30 protein-coding genes and 1 riboswitch are annotated in these 25,632 nt (G+C 37.9%); of the genes, 2 read left to right on the top strand and 28 right to left on the bottom strand.

The window, feature by feature from the left end:
• Window positions 1-38: 38 nt before the first annotated feature.
• The 11 genes from PGP85_RS03810 to PGP85_RS03760 form a co-directional block, all read right to left on the bottom strand.
• Complete coding sequence (locus PGP85_RS03810) at window positions 39-260, bottom strand: YozE family protein (protein WP_034708599.1); 222 nt, start codon at window positions 258-260, stop codon at window positions 39-41.
• A 35-nt stretch (window positions 261-295) separates the two neighbouring features.
• On the bottom strand, window positions 296-961 hold the full coding sequence (locus PGP85_RS03805; RefSeq protein ID WP_010739412.1) for a YpmS family protein: 666 nt from the start codon (window positions 959-961) through the stop codon (window positions 296-298).
• Window positions 961-1,812, bottom strand: coding sequence for an SGNH/GDSL hydrolase family protein (locus tag PGP85_RS03800; protein ID WP_010739413.1), 852 nt, complete (start codon window positions 1,810-1,812; stop codon window positions 961-963). The genes PGP85_RS03805 and PGP85_RS03800 overlap by 1 nt, the downstream gene beginning before the upstream one ends.
• A 50-nt stretch (window positions 1,813-1,862) precedes the next feature.
• Window positions 1,863-2,702 (bottom strand): DegV family protein, encoded by an 840-nt coding sequence (locus tag PGP85_RS03795; protein WP_010739414.1) that lies wholly within the window; start codon window positions 2,700-2,702, stop codon window positions 1,863-1,865.
• Window positions 2,703-2,812: 110 nt separating this feature from the next.
• Window positions 2,813-3,307: a dihydrofolate reductase gene (locus PGP85_RS03790; protein WP_010739415.1), complete on the bottom strand. Its 495-nt coding sequence runs from the start codon at window positions 3,305-3,307 to the stop codon at window positions 2,813-2,815.
• An 86-nt stretch (window positions 3,308-3,393) separates the two neighbouring features.
• Window positions 3,394-5,268 (bottom strand): ABC-F family ATP-binding cassette domain-containing protein, encoded by a 1,875-nt coding sequence (locus PGP85_RS03785; RefSeq protein ID WP_010739416.1) that lies wholly within the window; start codon window positions 5,266-5,268, stop codon window positions 3,394-3,396.
• 80 nt (window positions 5,269-5,348) lie between these two features.
• Window positions 5,349-5,930, bottom strand: coding sequence for a MarR family winged helix-turn-helix transcriptional regulator (locus PGP85_RS03780; protein WP_010739417.1), 582 nt, complete (start codon window positions 5,928-5,930; stop codon window positions 5,349-5,351).
• Between the two features lie 181 nt (window positions 5,931-6,111).
• Entirely contained in the window at window positions 6,112-6,564 is a 453-nt protein-coding gene (locus PGP85_RS03775; RefSeq protein ID WP_010739418.1) for an apurinic/apyrimidinic endonuclease family protein, read from the bottom strand.
• Between the two features lie 72 nt (window positions 6,565-6,636).
• A complete protein-coding gene (locus PGP85_RS03770) occupies window positions 6,637-6,999 on the bottom strand; it encodes a thioesterase family protein (RefSeq protein WP_010739419.1) in 363 nt (120 codons plus the stop codon).
• The gene (locus PGP85_RS03765) at window positions 6,996-8,213 is read right to left on the bottom strand and encodes a CCA tRNA nucleotidyltransferase (protein WP_010739420.1); all 1,218 of its coding nucleotides are present in this window, start codon (window positions 8,211-8,213) and stop codon (window positions 6,996-6,998) included. Before PGP85_RS03765 ends, PGP85_RS03770 begins: the two co-directional genes overlap by 4 nt.
• Window positions 8,210-8,560 carry a nucleotide pyrophosphohydrolase gene (locus PGP85_RS03760; protein WP_010739421.1) on the bottom strand — a complete coding sequence of 117 codons (351 nt, stop codon included), beginning with the start codon at window positions 8,558-8,560 and terminating at the stop codon, window positions 8,210-8,212. Before PGP85_RS03760 ends, PGP85_RS03765 begins: the two co-directional genes overlap by 4 nt.
• A 233-nt stretch (window positions 8,561-8,793) precedes the next feature.
• On the opposite strand from PGP85_RS03760, the gene PGP85_RS03755 reads away from it, so the two are divergent.
• Window positions 8,794-9,684 (top strand): YitT family protein, encoded by an 891-nt coding sequence (locus tag PGP85_RS03755; RefSeq protein ID WP_010739422.1) that lies wholly within the window; start codon window positions 8,794-8,796, stop codon window positions 9,682-9,684.
• A 43-nt stretch (window positions 9,685-9,727) separates the two neighbouring features.
• Here the strand turns inward: PGP85_RS03755 and PGP85_RS03750 are convergent, their stop codons facing one another.
• From PGP85_RS03750 to PGP85_RS03700, 11 genes are all read right to left on the bottom strand, one after another.
• Window positions 9,728-10,273: a YpiB family protein gene (locus PGP85_RS03750; RefSeq protein ID WP_010739423.1), complete on the bottom strand. Its 546-nt coding sequence runs from the start codon at window positions 10,271-10,273 to the stop codon at window positions 9,728-9,730.
• A 13-nt stretch (window positions 10,274-10,286) separates the two neighbouring features.
• Window positions 10,287-11,534, bottom strand: a complete 1,248-nt coding sequence (locus tag PGP85_RS03745; protein ID WP_010739424.1) for a tetratricopeptide repeat protein — start codon at window positions 11,532-11,534, stop codon at window positions 10,287-10,289.
• Window positions 11,535-12,587 carry a hypothetical protein gene (locus PGP85_RS03740; RefSeq protein ID WP_010739425.1) on the bottom strand — a complete coding sequence of 351 codons (1,053 nt, stop codon included), beginning with the start codon at window positions 12,585-12,587 and terminating at the stop codon, window positions 11,535-11,537.
• Window positions 12,588-12,955: 368 nt separating this feature from the next.
• Entirely contained in the window at window positions 12,956-13,462 is a 507-nt protein-coding gene (locus PGP85_RS03735) for a hypothetical protein (protein ID WP_270326230.1), read from the bottom strand.
• Window positions 13,463-13,664: 202 nt separating this feature from the next.
• Window positions 13,665-13,940 (bottom strand): HU family DNA-binding protein, encoded by a 276-nt coding sequence (locus PGP85_RS03730; RefSeq protein WP_010739427.1) that lies wholly within the window; start codon window positions 13,938-13,940, stop codon window positions 13,665-13,667.
• Window positions 13,941-14,168: 228 nt separating this feature from the next.
• Window positions 14,169-15,479 (bottom strand): ribosome biogenesis GTPase Der, encoded by a 1,311-nt coding sequence (gene der, locus PGP85_RS03725; protein WP_010739428.1) that lies wholly within the window; start codon window positions 15,477-15,479, stop codon window positions 14,169-14,171.
• A gap of 359 nt (window positions 15,480-15,838) precedes the next feature.
• Window positions 15,839-17,059, bottom strand: coding sequence for a 30S ribosomal protein S1 (rpsA, locus tag PGP85_RS03720; RefSeq protein ID WP_090405391.1), 1,221 nt, complete (start codon window positions 17,057-17,059; stop codon window positions 15,839-15,841).
• A gap of 146 nt (window positions 17,060-17,205) precedes the next feature.
• On the bottom strand, window positions 17,206-17,877 hold the full coding sequence (cmk, locus tag PGP85_RS03715; RefSeq protein WP_010739430.1) for a (d)CMP kinase: 672 nt from the start codon (window positions 17,875-17,877) through the stop codon (window positions 17,206-17,208).
• A 61-nt stretch (window positions 17,878-17,938) separates the two neighbouring features.
• A complete protein-coding gene (locus PGP85_RS03710) occupies window positions 17,939-18,577 on the bottom strand; it encodes a LysM peptidoglycan-binding domain-containing protein (protein ID WP_270326223.1) in 639 nt (212 codons plus the stop codon).
• Window positions 18,578-18,645: 68 nt separating this feature from the next.
• On the bottom strand, window positions 18,646-20,037 hold the full coding sequence (locus PGP85_RS03705; RefSeq protein WP_270326221.1) for a RecQ family ATP-dependent DNA helicase: 1,392 nt from the start codon (window positions 20,035-20,037) through the stop codon (window positions 18,646-18,648).
• Window positions 20,028-21,014 (bottom strand): helix-turn-helix domain-containing protein, encoded by a 987-nt coding sequence (locus PGP85_RS03700; RefSeq protein WP_270326219.1) that lies wholly within the window; start codon window positions 21,012-21,014, stop codon window positions 20,028-20,030. Before PGP85_RS03700 ends, PGP85_RS03705 begins: the two co-directional genes overlap by 10 nt.
• Before the next feature lie 28 nt (window positions 21,015-21,042).
• Between PGP85_RS03700 and PGP85_RS03695 the strand changes: the two genes are divergently transcribed.
• Entirely contained in the window at window positions 21,043-21,255 is a 213-nt protein-coding gene (locus PGP85_RS03695; RefSeq protein WP_010739434.1) for a ferredoxin, read from the top strand.
• Between the two features lie 54 nt (window positions 21,256-21,309).
• Here the strand turns inward: PGP85_RS03695 and PGP85_RS03690 are convergent, their stop codons facing one another.
• The 6 genes from PGP85_RS03690 to xerD form a co-directional block, all read right to left on the bottom strand.
• Window positions 21,310-21,903 (bottom strand): ECF transporter S component, encoded by a 594-nt coding sequence (locus tag PGP85_RS03690; RefSeq protein WP_010739435.1) that lies wholly within the window; start codon window positions 21,901-21,903, stop codon window positions 21,310-21,312.
• 120 nt (window positions 21,904-22,023) lie between these two features.
• Window positions 22,024-22,142: riboswitch (FMN riboswitch) on the bottom strand.
• 68 nt (window positions 22,143-22,210) lie between these two features.
• Window positions 22,211-22,927 carry a pseudouridine synthase gene (locus PGP85_RS03685; RefSeq protein WP_010739436.1) on the bottom strand — a complete coding sequence of 239 codons (717 nt, stop codon included), beginning with the start codon at window positions 22,925-22,927 and terminating at the stop codon, window positions 22,211-22,213.
• Window positions 22,928-23,509, bottom strand: coding sequence for an SMC-Scp complex subunit ScpB (scpB, locus tag PGP85_RS03680; RefSeq protein ID WP_010739437.1), 582 nt, complete (start codon window positions 23,507-23,509; stop codon window positions 22,928-22,930).
• Entirely contained in the window at window positions 23,506-24,252 is a 747-nt protein-coding gene (locus PGP85_RS03675) for a segregation/condensation protein A (RefSeq protein ID WP_010739438.1), read from the bottom strand. Before PGP85_RS03675 ends, scpB begins: the two co-directional genes overlap by 4 nt.
• 1 nt (window position 24,253) lies before the next feature.
• Window positions 24,254-24,619 carry a GNAT family N-acetyltransferase gene (locus tag PGP85_RS03670; protein WP_010739439.1) on the bottom strand — a complete coding sequence of 122 codons (366 nt, stop codon included), beginning with the start codon at window positions 24,617-24,619 and terminating at the stop codon, window positions 24,254-24,256.
• Between the two features lie 15 nt (window positions 24,620-24,634).
• Window positions 24,635-25,525, bottom strand: coding sequence for a site-specific tyrosine recombinase XerD (xerD, locus tag PGP85_RS03665; RefSeq protein WP_010739440.1), 891 nt, complete (start codon window positions 25,523-25,525; stop codon window positions 24,635-24,637).
• Window positions 25,526-25,632 lie beyond the last annotated feature (107 nt).

The raw sequence follows: 25,632 nt of genomic DNA, 5'->3' as shown, positions 1-25,632 counted from the left end.
AAAAAAAGGAAAAGCTTTCCACGACTTTTCCTTTTTAATTATTTATTGTTTTCTAAATATTTATCCCAAACTTGATCAAAAAGATCCATCGAGTCTAAATAGTCGACACTCAATTCTAAGTAATCCGTAATCTCATGATAATCCTCCGATTGTTTAGGAAACATGATGTCTTTTGCGACTGATCCAGCAAATGCTTCAACAGGATCATGGGGATTATGACCACGCTGTGTCAAAATATAATGATAAAAACTTCTTCTCATTTTTTCACCTCGATGATTACCATTGTTTCTTTTGATCAATCATCCGCCTTCTTTTCTTTTGGTAGATATAAACTAAATTGGATATCATCACCGACAAGATCGATGTGATTTGCTTTGATAAACATTCCGTTATTCAATTTGAACTCATTCAACTTCAAAACAATTGTTTGTTCTTCTGGATCAATGGCTACCCATTTAGGAAACTTATAACCACGTTTAACGGTCGCCATGACTTGACTTACAGGCAAGTTTAACGAACCAATTGACAAATCACGAGCTTTTAATTGAACATTGCCATTATCCATAACATACGGATCAAAGTAAAGATAAAAATCGACCTTGGCACCTAAAATTTTGAACTCACCTTTAAGCATCGCTTGGTTTTCTAAATAGAATTCATATTTAACATCCGATCCTTTTTGTAAGTCATTCAAAAAGTATGCCATCACAGTGTTCAATTTTTTCTTATTTGTATTCATTGAGAGCACAGGAGAACCTTTTGGTACCGTTGTTTCACTACTTGGCGGAAGATTCGTTTCACGAGCCGTAAAAATTCGTACCGTTGAAAAGATGACTCCACCTAAAATTATGCCTATCAAAACCAGAAAAGCAATTTTCCAACCATTGACTTTCTTCTTCACTTTGTTCGTTCTGCTAGATTCTTCTTTTTTTGTTTCTTTGTTTTCTTCCTTTTCTGCCATTAATTGTTCTCCTTTGTTAACCATAAATCCTTTGTATCCACAATTTTTTCTTGAATCGCCGTAGCCATCAATTGATAACCTAAGTTATTCGGATGAAAATTATCTTCGTCATATAACGCGTTGTTCTTCACTTCAGCGCTTGAGCTTTCGCCTGTTTTTTGACTATCCTTCGTTGCGATGCCTTTATATAATAAATCATTTACTGGAACAAAAAAGCAATTTTTCGTTTCTTTGGCTAAACCTTTTGTCTCATCATTCCAATTATCAACAACAGTCTGCATCGCTTTGATGTCTGGAAAATTCAAATAATACGGATTATAGATACCGACAATATAAATCGGTGCTTTCGAGTTCAATTCCCGCATCTCAGATAAAATATCCTGAACTTGCTTTCCATATTTTTTAATCGAACGATCAAATTGTTTCGCAGTCTTCGCAGTCAGATTTTTTTGAAACGCTTGAAAAAGATCGTTGCCTCCAACCGTCATAGTAATAATATCAGCACTGGCTAAACTATTTCTCAGGTCGGAATCCTTTTTCACCCGTTTTAAAATTTGATCACTGCGTTCACCAGAAACACCGTAATTATCTTTCTCAACAGAAGTCAGCTCGTATTTTTGTTGTAAAGCGTCAGCGACTAATGGCACATATCCGCCACGTTTCGTCTCATCACCGACCCCTTCAGTCAATGAATCTCCCACTGCTACAAAGTGAACGGATTTCTTGTAATTCTGACTATCATCTCTAACAACGTGAATACGTGAATCAGCTTTAGGGATTGTCAGAAAAAGGATTAGTAATGTTGCTACAGCCGCAGCTAGTGGAATCAATATCGTTGAAAATCGTTTCATTCATTTACTCCTTTGTAAAAAAAGGCCTCTATTGCTAGAGGCAGGTTCAACTAATCTGTGTAATACATAATCGCAAAAGCTCCAGGTCCCGTATGTGTGGCAACGATTGGGTTAGTATGCAAAACCGGAATGTGCATATCGGGAAACATTTCCTGCAACGCTTGTTTCGCTTCATCAATAAAATCCAGCTTACCAGCGTAAGAAATTCCTATTTGCTTCACATTAACCTTTGATACCTCATCTATGAATGAAGAAAACCATTTACTGAAAGTTTTCTTTCCACGACCTTTAGTGATTGGCAAAAGCTCTCCATTTTCGAGTTCCATTACTACACGCATATTAAGTACACTGGAAATTACTCCTGCTACTCTACTAATGCGTCCACCTTTAGCCAAATTATCAAGTGAAGAGATCCCGATAAACAATTTGCTGTGATCTTTTACTCGCTCTACACCTAATAATACTTCATCAAGAGTAGCTCCTGATTGAGCCAATTTTGCAGCTTCAATGACTTGAAAGGCTTGCGATTGATCAATAAATCCGCAGTCAATTACTGTTACATCACTGCTGCTTAAAAACGTAGCTTGCCGAGCGGCTTCTGCTGTACCACTTAATGTATGAGACATGTGGATCGAAACAATTGGACTTCCATCTTTTCCTAGCTCATCATAAAGCTCTGCAAAATATCCTATTGGCGGTTGGCTCGTTTTTGGTAGATTTTTGGCCTGTGCCATCATCTCCATAAATCTCTCTCCGGTCAACTCATCATCATCAGGATAAACAACATCATCGATCATCACAGATAATGGGATAACCGTAATATTTAATTCATCTCGCACTGATTTTTCAATCGTACAGGAAGAGTCGGTTACAATTTTGACATTTGGCATTCTGATCCTTCTTTCCATACCTAGTTTCAAATTAATTTCAGTATATCAAAACTGATGAAATAAATCATTCTTGAAACTATTTCTTTATAAATCTTGAAAAAACCGTGTCACTAGGACCCGGCTCTTTCATATGTTTCAAAATAATAACGATAAGGATTTTTTTCATCTCTCTGACCCTGTTTTCGCTCAGTTAACTGCCACTTATTCCAAAGCATCAAAGGAAAATAGGCATCCCCTTCAAAACTGGCCTCAATAAACGTTCGATATATTTTTTCACAGTATGGCAAAAACTCCGTATAAATTGCGGCCCCTCCAGCAATGAAAGTCTCTCCGCCATTATTCTTATCGTAATCAATCACTTCTTCTAAAGAATGCATAACTAAGACATTCGACGCTTGATATCCTGAGTCTCGGGTTAATACAATCGTTTGACGGTTCGGTAATGGACGCCCGCCCATTCCTTCAAATGTTTTTCTTCCCATCACTAAAGTATGATTGGTCGTTGCCTCTTTAAAAAAGCGTAAATCATTTGGTAAATGCCAAGGCAGTCGATTGTTTTTACCAATTAAACCATTTTTGTCTTGCGCCCAAATCGCTATAAGCATGCCATTCCTCCTCGTTCATATTCATTCACTTGTTTTCAATCAACAAAAGAATAATGTTTTCTATACTTGTCAAATAATAGTCTAAATTAATTATCCTCAATAAGCTCGCTTAAATATTCCCAACGAGACATTTTTTCTTCTAATGATTGTTCAGTTTGATCAATTTCTTTTTGCAAATCTTGCAGTTTCGTAAAATCGTCTCCTTGATGGTTCATCGCTTCTGTCAGCTCATCGATGTTCTTCTCTAACAAGGCAATATCATCCTCAATAGTTTCCCACTCTTTTTGTTCTTTATATGAAAGTTTTTTCTTTCGTTCCTTTGGCTGCGGCTTCACTTTACTAACTTTTTCTTCTTTTACTGGAGCCTGTTGTTCCAAGAAATCCACGATAGAACCAAAATAGGAAGTAATCATGCCATTTCCTTCAAAAATCAATAATTTTTCCGCTACTTTATCTAAGAAATAACGATCATGAGAAACGGTAATCACAGCTCCAGAAAACTCTTGTAAATAATCCTCTAAGACTGTCAACGTAGCAATGTCTAAATCGTTTGTCGGCTCATCCAATAGAAGAACATTAGGCTGTTGAATCAGTAATTTTAATAAATAAAGGCGTCTCTTCTCTCCGCCAGATAATTTCCCGATCAAACTACCATGCATAAAGCGTGGAAACAAGAAACGTTCTAGTATTTCAGCGACACTTATTTGTGAACCGTCTCGTTGCTTCACTTCCTCGGCAGCTTCTTGCAAATATGCAATCATCCGTTTGTTAGGATCTAAGGTTTCGTTTTGTTGAGTATAATAAGCTAAGCGAACTGTTTCGCCCATTTCGATCACTCCATTATCTAATGGAAGTCGACCGGCTAAAATGTTCAATAAAGTTGATTTTCCTGCACCGTTTTTTCCAGTGATTCCTAAACGTTCTTTTGACTGAACTAGAAGATCAAAATTTTCTAAAATAGTTTTTCCTGCAATCGCGTAGCTGGCTTGCTTAAGCTCCAAAACCTTTTTCCCTAGACGAGTTGTAGCAATGTTCATCTCCAACTGACCATCCGTTTTGACTTGGTGAAGATTATCTTTTAAATCCTCAAAACGATTGATTCGTGCTTGTTGTTTAGTCGTTCGAGCCTTAGCTCCAGCTCGCATCCAGGCCAACTCTTGTTTATAGAGTTGTTTTCTTTTCCCCTCTTGCTCGCCAGCAATACGATCTCGCTCAGCTTTTTCAACTAAATAGGCTTCATAATTTCCTTGATATTCATATAATTTTCCAAAAGAAAGTTCAAAAATACGATTGGTTACTCGATCCAAAAAATAGCGATCATGAGTGACCATTAATAGTGAGCCTGTATAACTTTTCAAATAGCTTTCTAACCATTGAATTGCATCGTAATCCAAATGGTTCGTTGGTTCATCCAATAATAATAAATCTGGTGCATCAATCAATACTTGTGCTAATGCCACACGCTTAATTTGTCCACCGGAAAGCTCATCGATTCTTTTATCCAGCGTATCGATTCCTAATTTATTTAAAATTGCCTTAGCCTCGCTATCAGCCGTCCAGGCGTCTTGTTTATTCATCGCTTCCTCAGCTACCGTAAACCGCCGTTGTGATTCTGCATTATTATCATTCGACAACTCTAATAAGGCCTTCTCGTAGTTACGTACTGTCTGCATTAATGGATTATCTCCTTGAAATACTGCGTCCAAAACCAATAAATCTGCAGAGAAAATCTGTTCTTGTGCCAAATAGCCAATTCGATAATCACTAGCCTTCTCAATTGCAGAAACATCTCCATCACCGCTATCTTGACCAGCTAAAATAGTAAGCAAGCTAGATTTCCCAGTACCATTGACCCCAATCAAGCCAATCCGATCCTTTTCATGAATTAAAAAGGAAATACGATCAAATAATGTTTTATCACCAAATGTTTTATAAAGTTCTGTAACTTTCAATTCTTTCATCTTGAACCATCCTCAAATTTCTCTACGTCATTGTATCAAAAAAAAGCCGTAAAGGAAATTTTTCCTTTACGGCTTTTAAATTACCAGTTAAATCTATTGAATTCTCCATAGTGGTGTGAGTACCCAGGCTCCATTCCATGATGTCCTTTGAAACCATGACCTTTATGATCATGAGGAGGTCGAGGTCCACCAAAGCCTCTACCGCCACCGAAAAATTCTTCAGAGTCATCTTCTCCTAATTGATTTTTCAGCGTTTCACTAATTTTTTCAACTAGACGTGACCATTCAGCCTTTTCATCATCTGTGAAATCAGCAAATAATTCTTCGCCAAAATCTGGTGTGTCAGATATTTTTTCTGCTTCCTTTTCACCAAGTTCCGTTAAGCGAATAATCATAATCCGACGATCTGCTTCTGAAGCTTCACGGGTAATCATTTCCTTATCTTCAAGTTTTTGTAATAATTCTCCAACAGATTGTGGCCGCATTCCCAAGACAAAGGTTAAATCTTTTTGGCTTATCTCAGGATTCATTTTTAGCAATGCCAGAACACGCCCTTGCCCACGATGTGGACCAAACCCTTGATTTTTTGCCATTTGACGATGATAGTAACGACGTAAGTCATGTTGAAGCTTCATAAATTGTTCATTCATTTGATTTTCCATAGATCATTTCTCCTTTTTATTCAGGTACCTTACACACTTATAATACAGGTACCTGAAGAATTAATCAAGAGGAGCAGTCGTTTTAATCAGGTACCTTAAGATTTTCTTTAAATAATTGCCTCCTTCAAAATATTTATTACAAAAAAACAGGCATCCTATTGGATACCTGTTAAATCGTTGACTAAAATTGATCACCGTACACATCATCGACATTTTTCGTTGGATCAATCACGATATATAAACTTTTTGTCTTTTCAGAAACCTTCGTTGATTGATAAATATTGTCCAAGCCTTCGTTGTCTTTATCTTTATAAGGGAAATAAACAGAATCTGGATGTCCTGCACGGAAAATAATTTCCATCCGTTCAATATCTTCAAATTTGCGTGCCCGTTCAAACATTCCTAACTCTAAACCGCCTAAATTAATATCTGTCGTTTGAACATGATCGCCCTCTTGATAAATCTCGATTTTAAATCCGGCACAAGGGTGAATCTCTACAAACTCGCTGCCATGAATTCTTCCAAAACTTGTTGTAATTTGCTTAATCCACAAATCGCCAATGTAACGACGATCGATTGTCCAGGTTTCGCCATTACGAAAATAGAATTTTAGTGCTGTCATTTCTCTTGCCATTCTACATTCTCCTCACTACTGATCTAAAATTAAGTGTAGCACACCTTGAGTAAACGGTCACATGTTGTGCTTCTACTTCAATTTTTTCAGAAAAGCTGCTGTTTCAACAATTACTCGTTGATGAACTGCTTCGCCGATCACTTGATCATCATCAAAGGCTTTTATGGAATAAGAAATTTTTTTACCATCAACCTCGAGTATCTCTGCATCAACCTTTACTGTCGAACCAACAGCCGTCGGAACTAGATGCTTTAGATCCATTTTGTAGCCAACGCTGGTTTGAACAGAGCTAAGTTCAGGTGCTAATAGAATTTTGGCACAATTTTCCATCATTGCCACCAAAGCTGGTGTTGCCAAAACATCCAAATCACCAGAACCCATCGCTAAAGCTGTTTGATCCTCACTGACTTTATACTGCTTCGTAATTTTTTTCATGACATCTCCTTTTTTAAAAATTCTTCAGCAAAAACTAAAAGTTCTTCTTTATTATTATCCAATTTACCTTCTACTACTTCTTGCTCTAAAACGTTTAGCGTCATACTAATCCATGGACCACGTGGGTAATCAAAGTGTTCCATCACCTCATTACCTTTCAAAGCAAGGTCCTTTAGTGAATAGATTGGTAAGTACTGATACAACAAACGAATTTTAGCCAAATTTGGTTCACGATCAAAATAATACAATAAGTATTCAACAGACAGCGCCAACTCACGACCTAGCTGATACAGGGTCCAGTTATCCCATTCATATTTTAAACGAAATTGCAGCGCCGGTACCATTTGAGTGACTTCTCGAATTAATTGATTTGAGCATTTCCACTCTTTCATGAAATGACGAATATTCGTAATATTCATATCAAGCATAACCATCAATAATGTCCAAGCTTGACGTTCAGTCGGAATGGCAGGCCCACGAAGTTCCGAGAAATTTAATAATGCTTCTCCATAGTTTCGTAAACCAGGGCAATAAATATAACACTCTGATTCCACAAAAGAACGCAATCCAGCCTCACGAAAAGACCCCATCATCAGTTTTACAAATTCCACATTAATTCGCTCCACCGAAATTTTGGCCAATAGAGAATGGTATTCTTGAATTGCTTCAAAAGTATTCGGTTCCAAAGTAAACCCTAGGTGACTAACAAATCGCAATGCACGCATCATACGCAATGCATCTTCATGGAATCTTTCATGCGGATTTCCTACAGCACGTAAAACTTTATTTCGCAAATCTTCTAATCCATCAAAAAGGTCTATCACGGTACCGTCGATTCCAACAGCTAATGCATTAATTGTAAAATCCCGACGTTTTAGATCTTCCTTCAACGAGCGCACAAATTCTACATGATCAGGGCGACGATAATCTTGATATGTTGATTCTGTCCGAAAAGTAGTTACTTCATAAGTAGCCTCTTTAGTGATCACCATCACCGTGCCATGATCAATGCCAACATCTATTGTGCGATGAAATAATTCTTTCACTTCCGCTGGAAAAGCACTCGTTGCGATATCCACATCATGAATTGGCTTGTTCAGTAAAATATCACGGACACTCCCGCCAACATAATACGCCTCATATCCAGCTGTTTGCAATTTCCGCAAAATAGGCATGGCCCCTTGAAATTCTAAAGGAAACGCTTCTAATCTCATTGAATATCACCTTCTGTCATACCGTCTTTACGTTCAAATCGAAAACGATCTCGTTGATTGAATTTTTCCATATTACGATTAAATGCTTCTGTTAAATCAATATCGAGAGAATTTGCCATGATAATTGTAACAAATAGGACATCGCCTAACTCTTCTTGTACCGTTTTCGGTTGTTCCGAATCTTTTTTTGCTTTTTCACCATAATGATGGTTGACCTCTCGTGCCAACTCCCCAACTTCTTCTGTTAATCGAGCCATTTGTCCTAATGGTGAAAAATAACCCGTTTTGAATTGCTGGATATAATCATCAACTTCTTGTTGCATGATTTTCATTGTCTTTTCATTCATCAAACCACCTCAAACCTATCTTATCAAAAAACAGATTTGTTTCCTATCATGTTGTTGTAACAATCTGATTTTCATGCTATGTTGATTGAGGACGAATTTTGAGATACTATTTCAACTTTTTATTTTTACAGTTCGGCATAAAAGAAAATGAATGGCTTGTTTGAATGACATTCAGCATTCAAATCAGTCAATTTTTTCATGGAAATACATTCAATCAAATTAGGAGGTGTCGTATGGAAACGACTATGACTACACGGATCAAAGAAATTATTTTTATTGTGGTGGGAACTGCTATTTATGCATTTGGTCTAGTCTACTTGAATATTGCAAATCATTTGGCAGAAGGCGGCGTCACTGGTATCACTTTGATTATTCGAGCACTTGTTGGGATTGATCCTGCATATACCACTTTGATTATTAATATTCCATTGATTTTAATCGGTGGAAAAATTCTAGGAAAACGTTCCTTCTACTATACAATTTTAGGGACTGTTTGTTTGTCAGTCTTTTTATGGATTTGGCAAAGAATTCCCTTACAGATCAATTTAGATCACGACTTGTTTATCGTCTCTATTTTAGCGGGACTATTCGCTGGATTTGGTAGCGGATTAGTTTATCGGAATGGTGGAACGACTGGTGGGGCAGACGTTATTGCGCGGATTCTGGAGCAAAGATTTGGCTTCACGATGGGAAAATCACTATTGGTTTTTGATATTATTGTTTTGATTTGTTCACTGACTTATCTTGATTTAAAGCGGATGATGTACACCCTGATCGTATCCTTTGTTTTCAGCAAAGTGGTCGATGTCCTTTCATCTGGTGGTTATGCCGCCAAAGGCGTGATGATTATTTCCAATGAAAGCAATGTGATCGCCGAGTTATTAATGGCCCATTTGGAACGCGGTGTCACATATCTCCACGGCGAAGGTGGTTTCTCTTCAGAATTAAAACGGATCGTTTATATCGTAGTTTCACAACAAGAAATTAATGAAGTGAAAAAGATCATTCATTCTGTTGATGAAAAAGCATTCATATTAATCAGCAATGTTCACGACGTAGAAGGCGAAGGCTTTACCTATTTAAAACCGCAACGACGTAGATTCACCTTAAAACGAGGTGAATAAAAAAACTAGCACAGACCGTGTAATCCACGTCTGTGCTAGTTTTTTATTCGTGTAAAGTCAATTTTAGCCGATTCAATTCATCAGACAAAATCAGAAAAGCTTCTTTGTCGCCATCCTCCAAAGCCATATCAATTTGTTTTTTTAATAAATCAACTTGTGCTTCTTGTTCTTGGTGTTTTAAGAAGTTTTCAACTTCAGAAACGATCTCTTCACTGACATTATCATTCCAAGAAAGCGCAGGGTTGTCTTCTAAAACCGATAGATACTGTGCATTCTGCCAAGAATTAGGAAAGACGCATTCTAAATATAAAGGCTGCTGCCAATGTAGACGAATCTCATGAAAAATCTGATCACTATTGGAAAACTGATGCCCCTCTACCGAAAACATCATCGGATCTTCACGTTGCGAGATATCCCGAAAGACCAAACCTCGATTCGTTGCCATGGCCTGTTCCACAATATGAACATTCCGTAAAATTGCTTCATGATTAATTAGATAGTTTAAGATCCAAATCACTTCTCGTCGTTGAAAGCTCACATTATTGATCAACCAAACGAGAAACTCACGTTTTTCACCAACATCGATCATTTTTCTCACCTCTCTAATCTTCTAGTAATGACTGTACTTCTAGATCTCCTGGTTCAAGCTGCAAATAGTTTGTTAAAACCTCTCTTGCGGTTTCCAATTGACCGTCTTCGCGTAAAAAGAGTCCATATGCTTTTAAGAAATCTGGCTCATGAGATAGATTTTCAAATGCTTGCTTGTAATACGTCCGTGCCGCACCAAAATCTTCCAATTCATTATACGCCAGTGCCAAGTTCCATGCAGCATATGGATTATCTTCCTCATCCATCTGGCTGATCATTTCAATCGTTTTATCTGGCTGTTCCTCATTAAGATAAAGATTACTCAATGTTAAAAGCGTTTCGTCGGCTTTTTCACCTGTTTCCAACGCCTGCAGCAACAATTCTTCCGCCTTCTTACTATCACGTAAGCGATAAGCAATTTCGGAGGCTAAATGCAACAACTCTACTTGGTATGGATTTTCTTTGATACCCTCTTCAGCGGCAAGTAACGCTTCTTCTAATAGTTCTTCCTCTTTCAGACTGTCAGCAAGGTAATAATAACCGCTTTGATATTGTGGATCTAGAGCAATTAACTCTTGCAAATAATTGATTGCCTTTTGATGATCATGTAACTGATAATAAGTAAAACCTATTTGAAATAATCGATCTGAAGTACGATCATTTTCCAACGCTCTTTCTAAAAACGGAATCGCTTCTTCAAAGCCGCCCATCATACTATAAGCCGATCCAATCCTTTCATCAATCGAAATATTAGCAATTTCATCAACGCCCTGCTTCTGCAGTTGCCCATAATCGTTGATTGCTTCTCCTAATTGATTAGCAGAAAAATGTAACTCGGCTAAAGCAAATGTAATCAATGGCTCTTCTGGTGCAATCGTCTTGGCTTGCAATAATTTAGCTTCACTAACCTCGGGAATCCCTAGAACCTGATATAAATCAGCAGTCACTAATAAACTCTCTAAATAATTATCGCTATCCGGTTTGATTTTTTCCAAGTACTCGAAAGCACCATCAATATCATCGTTCTCTATGGCAATTTCTGCAAGTGAAAGATTAAAAACATCTTCTTCAGGAAAATCTGCTAATAATTTTTGTAAGACCCGCTTTGTTTCTTCCAAAAAGCCTAATCCTTGCAGTTCTTCTGCTAAACTTGCTAACATTTCCGGATCATCTTTTTTCAGTGCCTCTTCAAACATTAGGTTCGCTTGTGTTAACTCTTCATTTTTTAATGCTGTTAGCATTTTTTCACTATAACTTGGCATCTATTCTCCCCTGATCTCTGTTACGATTTTTTGATACACTTCAAATGTTTGAAGTAATTCCTTTTGAGTTGGAACTTTTTTCATTCCGACCTCACCGATTTGAATCAACTCGGCCAACGGTTTTTCCTGTGCTAAAGCAATAACTTGCTGTCCATAATCAGCCATGGAAATTCCCTCTGGCATAACAATTGGAAATCCTAATCGCACCAACCATATCACAAAATTTTTAAAATTGAAATGAAGGTTGTTTGCAGATACATTCCAAGCTAATTCAAACAATAATCCGAACATCGTCTTCATGCTGTTTGATAGCAAAGAACCATTCTCTGTTTGAAAAAAAGCTTTCTCAAATGGTTTCCCAAAATCACGAAGTTCCTCACTGTACAACTGATAATAGTTGATCAGAGTTTCGCTAAAGGCTGAAAATGATTGCTGCAAAAGTGCCTCGCGGGTTGGAAAGTTTCCGTATAAACTTTGTAGAAATGGATAATCGCAAATGATTCCACAACGAATCAAGGTTAGCAGATCCACCATTTTACCAGTCGTTTGCTGATCAGCTAATGTATGATCGAAAAGAATACTCTGTGGAGCTTCCTCGATCTCCATAACTGTCATTAGTGTTTTATCAGAAACGATTTGATCTGCAAAAGATAGACTTTGAGCAAATGAGCGTAATGAAACGGGCAGAAAGCACAACTCCGCCTGAAAATTTGTGACATGATGAGTGAAGCCTAAAAGTTCAATAACTCCTTCATTGCCGATCCCAATAAAAATCGTCTCCTTTTGTCGGCCGAAACGATCCAAAAATCGGATCAGCTCTTGGAACGTCTCCATCGTATTGCAATAACGATTATTCGGAGTAATGAACCACTCATGTGAACTCGTTTTTGGGATGAACTGGCGTAGCTTTTCTGCATATAAATCATAATAACGTTGATTTCCGCAAAAAAGGATCTGTTTATCCGCCAAATCTTTTTTGCGCATCATGGAGCTAACGGTTTCACCATACGTAATTAGTGTCTCCTTTTGTTTATTTCGATATGTTACTTCCATTTCACTCACCCCATTTTCTTTATTTTATACTACAAAAAAACCTCTCGCAACAAAACAGCGAAAGGTAAATAGACTATTTTATTAGGTAAAAAGAAAAAAATCAAAATATATTCAAATTTCCAAATTTTTGATTCAACGAAGCCTCACGATTAATAATTTTGTCCTTGGCTTTGGGGTGTATTTCCCTCATTTTGAGTCGATCCACCTTGTTGATCATTCTGCCCTTGTTGCGGTGTTTGCTGTTGTTGATTGTTCTGCTCTTGTTGCGGCGTCTGCTGTTGCTGTTGATTATTTTGTCCTTGTTGCGGCGTTTGCTGTTGCTGTTGGTTGTTCTGTCCCTGCTGTGGTGTCTGTTGTTGCTGATATTGCTATTGATTTGCTCGATTCATTTCCTCTTCTACCTGTGATAGCTCTTCAAAAGTCAGAACACCATCATTATTCAAATCCGATTGTGAGGGACCCTCTTTGATTACACGCTCCCCATTTGGCAGCACACGTAGAACAGTTACCTGTTCACCCCAAGGCGTAGTTAATACTTGACCAACACTGGAAGTATCAACGGTCTGAGATACCTCGGTCTCTTCTGTGGAACTAGACAAAGAGTCATTCAAACTCACATCTCGTTTTGGTACTGTTTCCTCTCCAGAAGAACCATAAAAATATAGCCCCACTAAAACTGCAATCAAAAGAACCGGGACTGATATTATTAATATTAAAAAATTACGACGTTTTCTTTTCTTGTCTTCTTGCTCTTGCAATGCCTCAGCTTCCAAAAATGCCTGTCTCCAATTAGGATCATTTTGTCTTTGAGCAAGAAATTCATATGAATGCCAAGAATCATTTCTTTTTACATAAAATAATTTTTCCTTTGACATCGTTCCACTCTCTTTCTATTCCTCATGAAGTTCTCTACTTTATTCTATCGTATGTAAAGCCTTTCGTAAAATAAAAAATAAGTTATAAATTGAATGAAATAACAGTCAAGGAATACTAGACAATGAACAGGCAATTTTTACACTCATTTTTCAACAAAAAACCGTTGCGACTTTAAAGTCACAACGGTTTTAGCAGCAAAAATTATTTAACTGCATCTTTTAGCGCTTTACCTGGTTTAAACGCAGGTACTTTGCTTGCTGGAATTTCGATTTCTTCACCAGTTTGTGGGTTACGTCCTTTGCGGGCCGCACGTTCACGTACTTCAAAGTTACCGAAGCCGATCAACTGAACTTTTTCACCGTCAGCTAATGCGCCTTGGATGGTTGAAAATACAGCATCGACAGCAGCTGTAGCGTCTTTCTTAGTTAAGTCAGTAGCTGCTGCAACCTTTTCGATCAATTCTGCTTTGTTTGCCATGAATGAATTCACCTCCTGAGAAATGAGTAGTGATGTGTAAACATCGACTGATAACTGAGTGGTCCAGTCATCAGCTAAGAAATATTGATTTGGTCAATATTCTGTTATAACGATAGCATAAGAACCTTATGTTAGCAAGGTTTTTAGCGATTAATGGCATAAAATTCATGGTTGTTTTATCAATCAGTGAAATCTGTTGTCACCAAAATAAAAGTATGATAAAATACCTTATTTTCTTCTTCGAGCGATTATTTTTATCGGAGTTCCCTCAAACTCGAATGCTTTTCTAATTTGATTTTCTAAGAATCGTGCATATGAAAAATGCATTAATTCTTCTTCGTTAACAAATACAACAAACGTTGGCGGCTTCACCGCAACTTGAGTCGCATAGAAAATCTTCAAACGTTTGCCCTTATCAGTTGGCGTTGGATTGATTGCTACCGCATCCATGATGATATCATTTAAGACAGATGACGGAATACGCAGATTCTGATTCATGCTGACTTCTTCAATAATCAATGGAACTTTATTTAACCGTTGTTTAGTCATTGCTGAAACAAAAATGATTGGAGCATAATCTAAATAAGCAAACTCCTCACGAATCTCCTGTTCAAATTCTTTCATGGTATTGGTATCTTTTTTTACTAGATCCCATTTATTAACCACAATGATTACACCACGACCTGCTTCATGAGCATATCCAGCAATGCGTTTATCTTGCTCGCGAATGCCTTCCTCACCATTTAAGACAACTAAAACAACATCTGAACGATCAATCGCCCGCATAGCGCGCATTACGGAATACTTCTCAGTGTTCTCATAAACTTTTCCCCGTTTACGCATACCAGCTGTATCGATCATAGTAAACTCTTGCCCATTTTGACCAACAAATTTTGTATCAATTGCATCACGAGTCGTCCCTTCAATATCAGAAACAATTACTCGATCTTCACCTAAAATAGCATTGATTAAAGAAGACTTTCCAACATTTGGACGTCCGATCAAACTAAATTTGATTGACGGATCTTCCTCCTCTTCACTATCTTCTGGAAAATGTTTGACAGCCTCATCTAGCACATCTCCCAAGCCAAGTCCATGGCTGCCTGAAACAGGGTAAGGTTCTCCTAATCCTAATGAATAGAATTCATAAATATCGTTACGCATCTCAGGATTATCTACTTTGTTGACCATCAGAATAATTGGCTTTTTACTTCTGTATAATATTTTTGCAACGGCTTCATCGGCATCAGTGACACCTTCTTTTCCACTTGCCACTAATAGAATAACATCAGCCTCATCAATAGCTATTTGTGCTTGTTGTTTAATCTGTTCCATAAATGGCTCATCACCAATATCGATTCCGCCGGTATCAATTATTGAAAATTCATGATCTAACCATTCACCTTTCGCATAGATCCGATCACGAGTGACACCGGGGGTATCTTCAACGATCGAAATACGTTCTCCAGCGATTCGATTAAACAGTGTTGATTTACCAACATTTGGACGTCCGACAATTGCAATTGTAGGATTTGACATATCTTAATTCCTCGTTCCTTTTAATATATTTACTTTATCCCAAAAGAAAAAATAAATTTGTGCTCACAGCGTATAACATCCAACTAAATATTACGAATCAACTGACTTTGAAATAATGTTGAGTAAATACAGTTGGACACTCTCAAATTAATGTAATAAATTTCTATAAAACTTATTTTCAGATTCGATTATATACTATTCCATTCATCCTATTAAAGTGAAAAATGGAACTAACAGCTAGCTTTTTTTCAAATTCTCCTTAGTTTAACGAAGAAAGCTCCTTCTTGCAAGAGAAGGAGCCATTTTCATCTATTAAATTAAGAAAAGGCGTGCAAATAGCACGCCTTTAAGATTCCCTACTATTCTTTATCTTCTGAATCATCACTCAAAGCATCACCTAAGATATCGCCCATAGTGAATCCAGTGTTTTCTTCTGGTAATTCATAGGATTCTTCTTCAACAGGCTCTGCTTTAGCTTCCTCAGGTTTCTCTTCCAACGCTTTGATTGAAAGAGCAACACGATGATCTTCAGGGTGTACTTCTAAAACTTTCACTTGAACTTGATCACCTTCATGTAAAACTTCATGAGGCGTTGCGATATGTTTGTGAGAGATTTGAGAAATATGCACTAAGCCTTCTACACCCGGGAAGATTTCAACAAATGCACCAAAACTGGTCAAACGTTTCACCGTTCCCTCAAGTACTGAACCCGGCGCTGCTTTTTCTTCAATATCTGTCCATGGTCCAGGCAAGTTTGCTTTGATCGATAACGAAATACGTTCTTTTTCTGGATCAACCGAAAGAACTTGAACTTCTACTTCATCGCCAACGTTTAATACGTCAGACGGTTTTGCTACGTGACTATGAGAAATCTCTGACACATGGACCAAACCATCAATGCCGCCTAGATCAATAAAAGCTCCAAAATCAGTCAAGCGAGCCACTTGGCCTTTGATTACTTGGCCTTCATATAGGTCCGCCAAAATTTCTTTCTTCTTCTCGGCTTTTTCAGCCTCGACAACTGCCTTATGAGATAAAATTAAACGATTCTCAGAAGGTTCAATTTCAATAATCTTGAATTTTAATGTTTTTCCAGTATAAGTTGAAAAATCATCAACGAAATGATCATCAATCATTGAAGCTGGTACAAAGCCACGTACACCGACATCAACAACTAAACCACCTTTGACGCTGCTAGTTACAGGTGCTTCGATAATTTTTCCGTCATGGAATTCTTTTTCGATATCTTCCCAAACTTTTTTCGCATCTAAGCGACGTTTAGAAAGGAGATAACTACCATTTTCTTTGTCTTTTCCGATAGAAGAGATAACGACTAAATCAAGAATATCGCCAACCTTGACTTCTTCATTGATATCTTCAACAGGTAATGTTGAAAGTTCTTTCGCAGGCACTACACCTTCTACTCCCGCACCTTCAATACCAACGATAACTTGTTTATCTTCTAAGGCGAGCACCTCACCTTTAACAATATCGCCAACTTGAACTTCATGCACACTTTCCATTGCTGCTTCCATGGAAACATTTTCGTTGTCCATCGAATTTTGTTCTAAATCTGTCATGTCGTTTGTCCTCCTTACCAACAATTCTGCGTAAAATACACTACATGTTCTATTTTAGAATAATCCACATGAAAAATAAAGCGATTTCTTCTTTTTTTCTAAAAATTCGGAAGAAATTCGCTTTATTTATCGTTTTTGTCTAAAAATCAGAAACCTTTTGAGCTGATGACCTCTTTAATCTTCGTTACTACCTGTTCAATCGTCATTCCAGTCGTGTCGACCAATTCGGCATCTGCTGCTTGAACAAGCGGCGAAACTTCTCGATGTGAATCCAAGTAATCACGTTTCGCAATGGCTTCCTTGATCATTTCATAATCCATTTCAATCCCTTTTTCTTGGTTCTCTTTGTAGCGTCGCTGCGCTCGCTCCTCTACGCTTGCAACCAAAAAGATCTTAACCTCCGCTTGTGGTAAAACAGTCGTTCCAATATCACGACCATCCATTACGATTCCACCAAGTTGCGCTAACTGACGTTGGGCTTCTACCAGCTCTTCACGAACCTTTCGATGAGCGGAAACTTCAGAAACTGCTGCTGTCACATCGGGTTGACGAATCGCTTGGGTGATATCTTCACCATCCGCAAATACTAGTTGTCCATGTACAGACTGCTGGAAATTGATGGGATATCTTTTTGTTAATTCAGCTAATGCCTCCTCATCTGAGAAAGCTACTTGATGCTTAATTGCTAAAAAAGTAATGGCACGATACATCGCACCTGTATCGACGTAGACAAAGTTGAAACTGTTTGCCAAAATTTTAGCCACTGTGCTCTTCCCAGATGATGCGGGGCCATCGATTGCAATTGAAATTTTATCCATATCCTGCCTCTTTTCAATAAATAAGCCGTAATCGCTAAACGATTACGGCAGAGTATTCAATTTATTTAACACGTACTTGTTGACCTGGATCAAAATAGAAATTACTTCTATCCATACCATTTAGTTTTAAAAATTCATCTACACTCAAACCGTAGCGTCCAGCTATTTGCTGTGGACCCTCACCTGATTGAACTGTACCATACTGAGCATTTGCATCACTTTGTGTATTATTTTGATTTTGCTGCTGTTCTTGTTGTGCCTGCTGCTGTTGCTGTTGTTGCGCTGCTGCCTGCTGATCAGCTTGCTGTTGTTGTTCTTGCGCAGCCTGCTGAGCTTGTTGTTGCGATTGCTGATTGGCTTCTGATTCTGTAGAAGTCGTACTTTCTTCAGTACTGCTTTCTTTGGTACTTATTTTTTCTGTTGAGGATACCTTTGATACCTGCGTTGTACTCTCAGGAGAGGCTGCTGGCTTATCATTTCCACGAGTGATCCAGAAAAAAGCACCAGCCGGAATCAAAATAAGGGCTAACAATAACGCGACTAGAATCGTCAAGAATTTCGTATTTCCGCCGCCTTTATTTCCACCACCACTACGGCGAGACTGGCTGCGTGAATAAGACTCTTCTTCACCATCAGATTCGTAAATATGTTGATCCCACGGTTCATTGTTCGTATCGTTATAGCGATCTTTTCTACTCAATTTCTCTAACCTCCTAAATGCTATCGCCATGTATTATACCATAGCTCTTGAAAATGTGGTGTCGATTTTCAATCTTTCTCTACATTTTTAAAAATTTTTTGAATTATTTTTTCCCACGGTAAAACATCTGTGACAATTTCTCGCTCACCTTTTTTTTCTGGCAAAATAGCCCCGTCATTATCACAACAGTTTGGATTCTTTTCAGGTAAGGTTTCACCAAAATAGGCGACCAGAAATTTACGTCGACATTGTGATGTAGTTATATAGTCAAGCATTTTTTGCAACTGAACCTTTTTTGTCGTTCCTCGCTGACTTAACAAGTCTAACAAGTGTGATTCATCATTAGGAAAAAACTGTTCCCATTTTTTGATTAATGGATCTTCAAAAACGAGACCGTCAATTTTTTGCTTAATTTCAAATAATTTCTTCGATTGATTGGTTTGTTCTTGCAAAAAATGATGAATATGTTCGTCGCCCTCTTCGTAGAGTAAAATTGCCTGGCTTGGATTTCCGTCTCTTCCAGCACGTCCAACTTCTTGCAAATAGTTTTCTGGTGAGTCTGGTAGATCGTAGTGGATGACGAAACGAATATTTTCTTTATTTATCCCCATTCCAAAAGCATTCGTTGCAATTAGCAACTGTAAATCTCCTGATAAAAACTGTTGCTGCAACATTCGTCTTTCTTGCCCGCTAAGTCCGCCATGATAATACGCGATTGCATAATTTTGCTTAAGTGCCTCATAGAGCTCTTCGACTTTTTTTCTGGTGGCACAATAAATAATTCCCGAGCCGTCCAAGGAGCCGAGTAATTTCTGTAATCTCTTGTATTTATCTTCTTGATAAACAAAAAAACTTATATTCGGTCGGTCAACAGAATAGATCACCTCCGGTACTGCATGATCAAAGAGCAATCGCTGAATATCTTCCCGAACCGTTTTAGTAGCCGTTGCTGTCAATGCCAACACCAATGAATCTCCTATGGATTTTATTCCATCAGCAAGTTTCAGGTATTCTGGTCTAAAATCAATTCCCCATTGTGAAATACAATGGGCCTCATCAACCACAACCAAAGAAACCCTCATCGCCTGTAGCGTTTTTTGAACGTGAAGTGCTAAGAACATTTCTGGACTCATAAAAATAAATTTGTATTTATGTGCTTCACTCAAAATCCATTGTTTTTCCCAAGATGAAAGTAAGCTATTTAAGGCGACAGCACGTTTTTCTCCGAGACGCTGCAATTGCGTTACTTGGTCTTCCATCAATGAAATCAGAGGGGAAATCACGATTACCGTTCCCTCAAGCAGATATCCTGGTAATTGATAACACAAAGACTTGCCAGTTCCTGTCGGAAGCATTCCAAGTACAGATTTACCAGATAAAAGAGTCTCAATAATCTCTTGTTGTCCGGGACGGAAGCGATCATAATTAAATTTTGTTTTTAACAACTCTGTTAATTCCATTGCTTTTTCCTCAAATAATAGATTTGTGACAGCCGAAAATTTAAATAAGGGGTCTCGTAATCCTGATAGTGTGCATTGACTACTTGATTTTCATCAAGATCATCAAAATCGATTGGGTCAAATCTTGTAAATGGAAAAGTTTTATCCATTAGTGCCCACTCGATAAAATGATCATTGATTGTCCCTTGTTTTAAATGACGTAAGTTCATAATTTCGCTCACAGTTTTACCAGCTAAAAAGAATTCTTTTGTCTTTAGCATACTTTGATTGATATTTTGTTGATCTAAGGCAAACAATAACTCTGACAATTGCTCACCTTCAACTTGCGCTAAAAACAGATCAATCGCGTTTTGTCGATAAAGTATGTTCCACGGCTCTGTCTGCCATTTTTCTAGCAATAATTGAAAAGTGATTTTTCCTTGAAAACCAAGACCGGAAAATTGATTAGCTAAAAAATCAGCCGTTTCATCCGGTAATCGCTGAAGAATAGTCGTTAATTCGTGTTGAAATCGCACTACTAAATCTGACTCTGCCTGTGCAAGCCACTTTTTAACTTGTTGTAAAGAGTAGGGACGATTCTCAATAGGAAGATAGTTTTTCTCACCAAATGAAAGATAACTAACGACTTGTACAGCAAAAAGAATCATTTGCCAAGAGTCTTCTCGCGTTCGACCGAAGCGCAAATTATTTAAACCACTCAAGTCGAAAGAATCTTCTTCCAGTAATTCTTTACCTCTTGTGGTTAATTCACCAAAACCGTCTTCAACCGCAATTAGTTGATTGTTAACTAATCGTTGCAGCTCCTTTTGGAAGGTATCTTCTTTCAGATTAGGTAGCGAACCCAAATAAGCCAAATTTTTAAAAAAGAAACCATGAAGTAAGACCGAACTGGTTCTTTTTCCTACTAATAAATGATATAAAGTTGAGGTTCTTAACTTGTAGCCAGTCTGAAATAACGTTAAAATAAAAAAAGTCATAGTAAAATCTCCTGTGGTAGGTGAAAAAATGAAATGCGAAATCATTCCTGAACGTTGTATCGCTTGTGGTTTATGCCAAACGATTGCGCCAGAAATTTTTGATTATACAGATGATGGGCTTGTTCTTTTCGTGGGAGAACCAGATGCAATTCATGAATTTATTCCCATAGAACAGCAGCCGGAAGTTATCCAGGCGGCAAAACGGTGCCCCTCTCATGCTATATTGTTTCAAAACTCATAATAACATACATGAACAAAAAAAATCTCAGACGTTTTGTCTGAGATTTTTTGATTATTAAATTGAATGATGCTGAGAGGTCATTGTCTTTTTCGATAACCACGGTAGCAACTTAGCATGTAAAACTAAGAAAACAACACTAACTATTATTCCTTTAAGAATATTAAAAGGTACAATTCCAACCAAAATGTAACGTCCTAATCCCATACCTAACATTTGTCCGGCCGAAAGACCAAAAGCCTTCAAATAAAGAGGTGTGATAACAAAGTAATTCGCCACACTCATAAATAGTGTCATTGCCAAAATGCCTAACCCAAGGCCCAAGACTCGTTTTGAAGCCGTCCTTTTTCTAAATAGTAGAAAAATTGGCAGGGTATATAAAGTTGAGGCAAAAAAGCTGGCAAAATCTCCGATCATATTATCTAGAGAAAAGCCGCTCATAGTTAGATGTAACAATGAACGTATAAAAGCAGTTGCTACTCCTGTCAACGGTCCAAAGATAAACATGTTGATCAGAACTGGAATATCGCTAAAATCCAATTTTAAAAAGGGAAACATTGGGACAATCGGAAAAGCGATAAATTGTAAAATCAATCCCATTGCCGCGGCCACTGCTACTGCTGTCATTTTTTGTAATCGTAAGTTCTTCATCTGAAATCCTCCGTTTCGGAATCATCTTCATCGAACTATTTGAATTAAACTTTTCCACAAAAAAACTCTATGCTTCAGAAAAAGCATAGAGTTACTTGAATATAGTCTCACTCAAATAAGCTCTATCTTCTTTATCCAGACTGTACTGTCGGTATCGGAATTACACCGATTCGGCTGCTTACGCAGTTCGCGGACTATCACCGCCGGTCGGGATTCTCACCCTGCCCCTGAAGACGAACCTTAAATTATTTTTTATTGTAAAACTACTATAACAATTTTACTATCAAAAAACAAGTAAATGATTTTGCTACCTAGATTGATTTAGCAAACCGTTGATCTCTTTTGAGTTCAGACGTCGGTATTCACCTGGACGCAGACCTTGTAAAGTCAAATCCCCGTAACGTTCTCGCTTCAATTTTTGAACAGGCAGTCCAACCGCCGCCAACATGTTTTTCACTTGATGATTGCGGCCTTCGTGAATAGTTAACTCAACAATACTTGTCTCAGCCTTCTTGTCCGTCGAAAGAATTTCAAACCGCGCGGGCGCAGTCTTTTTACCCTCAATTCTAATTCCTCTTGTTAAGGGTAAAAGATTTCTTTTTTCCGCATAACCTTTAACTTTTGCAACATAAACCTTGTCGATTTGATGTTTCGGATGGGCTAATCGTTGTGAAAAATCACCATCATTTGTCAAAATCAGAATACCGGACGTATCATAATCCAATCTCCCTACTGGATAAATTCGTTCAGAAACCGCCGTAAAATAATCTGTCACAACTTTACGATTTTTGTCATCAGAAACTGCTGAGATCACACCGCGTGGTTTATAAAAGAGATAGTGCACAGGTTCTTCTTGATAGATGGGGACACCATCAACTTCTACGATATCTTTCTTGCCAACTTTTGTCCCTAACTCTTTTACGAGTTCACCATTCACTTTTACTCTTCCACCAGTGATATACTCTTCGGATTTGCGTCGCGACGCGATTCCCGCTTGCGCGATAACTTTTTGTAATCTCTCCATTTATTGACCATCCTCTTCTTTAAATCGATCGTAAAACAAATCTAATGATTCGTCTTCATCCGCTAAATCTTCTTCCATTTTTTGAACATCTGGCAACTCTTCTAAATCCTTCAGTCCAAAGTAATCCATAAAATAATTACTAGTTCCATACAAAATTGCACGGCCCGGACCATCAACGCGCCCCTTTTCCTCAATTAATTGTCGAGCCACTAATGTCTGAACAGCTCCACTTGATTGAACTCCTCGTAATTCATCAATCTCAGATCGCGTCACAGGCTGTTTGTAAGCTATGATAGAGAGCGTTTCAAGTGCTGCCTGACTTAAACGGTTAGCCATAGGAGAACGAGCAAATTCCTTTAGTAAGGGGGCAAACTCCTTTTTAGTACTCAAAACAAAATGGTTTCCTACTTCTAAAAGAGTCAATGCTGAATTTTCATCCTTCTCATAAGATTCCTTTAAATTATTAATACTCTGATAAATCTCCGGCATTGGGCGTCTCAGCGTAAAGGATAATTCTTCCAAACTAATCCCTTCTTCACCTACCACAAAAAGCATAGCCTCGATTTGACTCAATTGATTCATATAATGACTCCTTTAAAAATCAAGATTGGTGCACAGGTCTCTTTCTGAATTGCCAAAGCTTGACCTTTTTTCATTAATTCTAACAATGCCATGAAGGTTGTAATCATTTCGTCCTTCGTATAATCCACAAAAAAAGACTCCAATGATAAGCCTTCATTCTCAGATAATCTTACTAATCGTTGACTAATTTCATTTACCTTTTGATCGACAGTAATCGTTTCAGCAGAAACCGTCGTCTCAATCGTCTGGTTTCGTTTCTTACGTTGTAAAACATCATGTAACGCCAAAAAAAGGTCAATCGTATTCAATTGATTTTTGGGCAGCGGCAGAATTTCTTCTTCATAATCAGTCAGATCCATTGGCGCTTTCGTATAAAACAAACTACGCTCTTGTTCCTTTTCTGACAAAACAGTCGCCGCATACTTATATTTTCGATATTCTAAAAGTTGCTGAACCAAAGCTTCACGCGGATCTTCGCCTTCTTCATCATCATAATCAAACTCCAGCTCCGGTTTCGGCAAAAGCATTTGACTTTTAATCGACATCAGTGTTGCCGCCATTACCAAATACTCTCCCGCCACTTCCAGCTCCAGTGTCTTCATAGTATGAATAAAATTCATGTACTGTTCCGTAACTTCCGCAATAGGAATATCATAAATATCGATCTCTAACTGTTGGATAAGGTGAAGTAACAAATCCAGCGGCCCTTCAAAAACATCTAATTTCAAACTGATTGCTTCCATATTACCCTCGCTTATGTTCCTGCCATTTTGCCAAAAAAGCAGAAGTCGCAGGTGTACCAATAATTTTTTGATCTGGATACAGCGCCTGTAATTCATCCATCATTACAATACTAATACCCTCGCCGCGATACGAAGGATTTAAACTGATGTCATGAAGTACGATTTCTTGATCTTCTAATTTGCTGATGCCAATTACACCTTGCACATTATCAGAATTTTCATTGTAATAACAAAAAAGCTGGTAATGATCATCACTTTCATATGTATCTATTTCTTTCAGTAAATGTTGTTGATCTCTCAAGGTTTCATGAAAACCTAAAAGGCCCATCGCGATTTTTCGTTGATTCTTTCGATATTGAGTAAGCATTTTTTCTCCTCCTAATTAAGCGCGCGGGAAAAATTCTTTGTATACTTCGGTCATTCTTCGTTTAGTTATATGAGTATAAATTTGTGTAGTAGATATATCCGCATGACCTAAAAGCTCTTGTACAGTCCGTAAGTCTGCTCCATTTTCCAACAGATGGGTTGCAAAACTGTGCCGTAGCGTGTGGGGCGTAACATCTTTAGTGATTTCTGCCTTAATTACATGCTGCTTCAGGTTCTTCCAAATTCCTTGGCGGCTCAAGCCATGTCCATGGTTGTTAACAAATAAATGAGTTTCATTAGGTGTTTTTTTCGTTAATAAGGGACGAACTTCCCCAAGATAACGTTCTACCCAATGAATCGCATAATCCCCAAGTGGAACTATTCGCTCTTTATCACCTTTCCCGACAGTTTGCAATAATCCCATCTCTAGATGAATATCACCCAGCCTTAACCCGATCAGTTCGCTAACTCGTAAGCCAGTTGCATACATCACCTCCAAAATCGCACGATCCCGAATCCCTAAATCTGTTGTCGTATCTGGCGCAGCAATTAAACGTTCCACCTCTGCAAGTGAAAGTGTTTGAGGTAATTTTTGAGCCTTTTTAGGGCTATCGATATGCTGCATTGGATCATGATCTGTATAACGCTCTTGACGTAAAAACTGATGAAAGCGACGTAAGCTAGAAATCATTCGCGTAATCGTAGTAGATGCTTTACCAGCTTCGGTCAGACTCGCCAAAAAAGCCACAACCATATAGCGATCAACTGCCTGCCATTCATTGACATTCTGGCCAGCCAAAAATGACAAATATTGTTGTAAGTCTCTTTGGTAACTAATTCGTGTATTTTCGGAAAGACCGCGCTCGATCGATAAATAATGCAAATATTCCGTTATTTGTTCTTCCATGTTTTCACCACTTTCGCTTTATCATAACAAAAAGTCCCTTGAAATGATAGCACGTATCTTTACAAGGGACTATATAATTTAATTATAACTTAATCCAATTTGCCAAG

This window comes from Enterococcus malodoratus (assembly GCF_027659535.1).
GTDB lineage: Bacteria > Bacillota > Bacilli > Lactobacillales > Enterococcaceae > Enterococcus_A > Enterococcus_A malodoratus.
The sequence above is the reverse complement of the archived record's forward strand: the minus strand, read 5'-3'. Positions and strand labels throughout refer to the sequence as shown.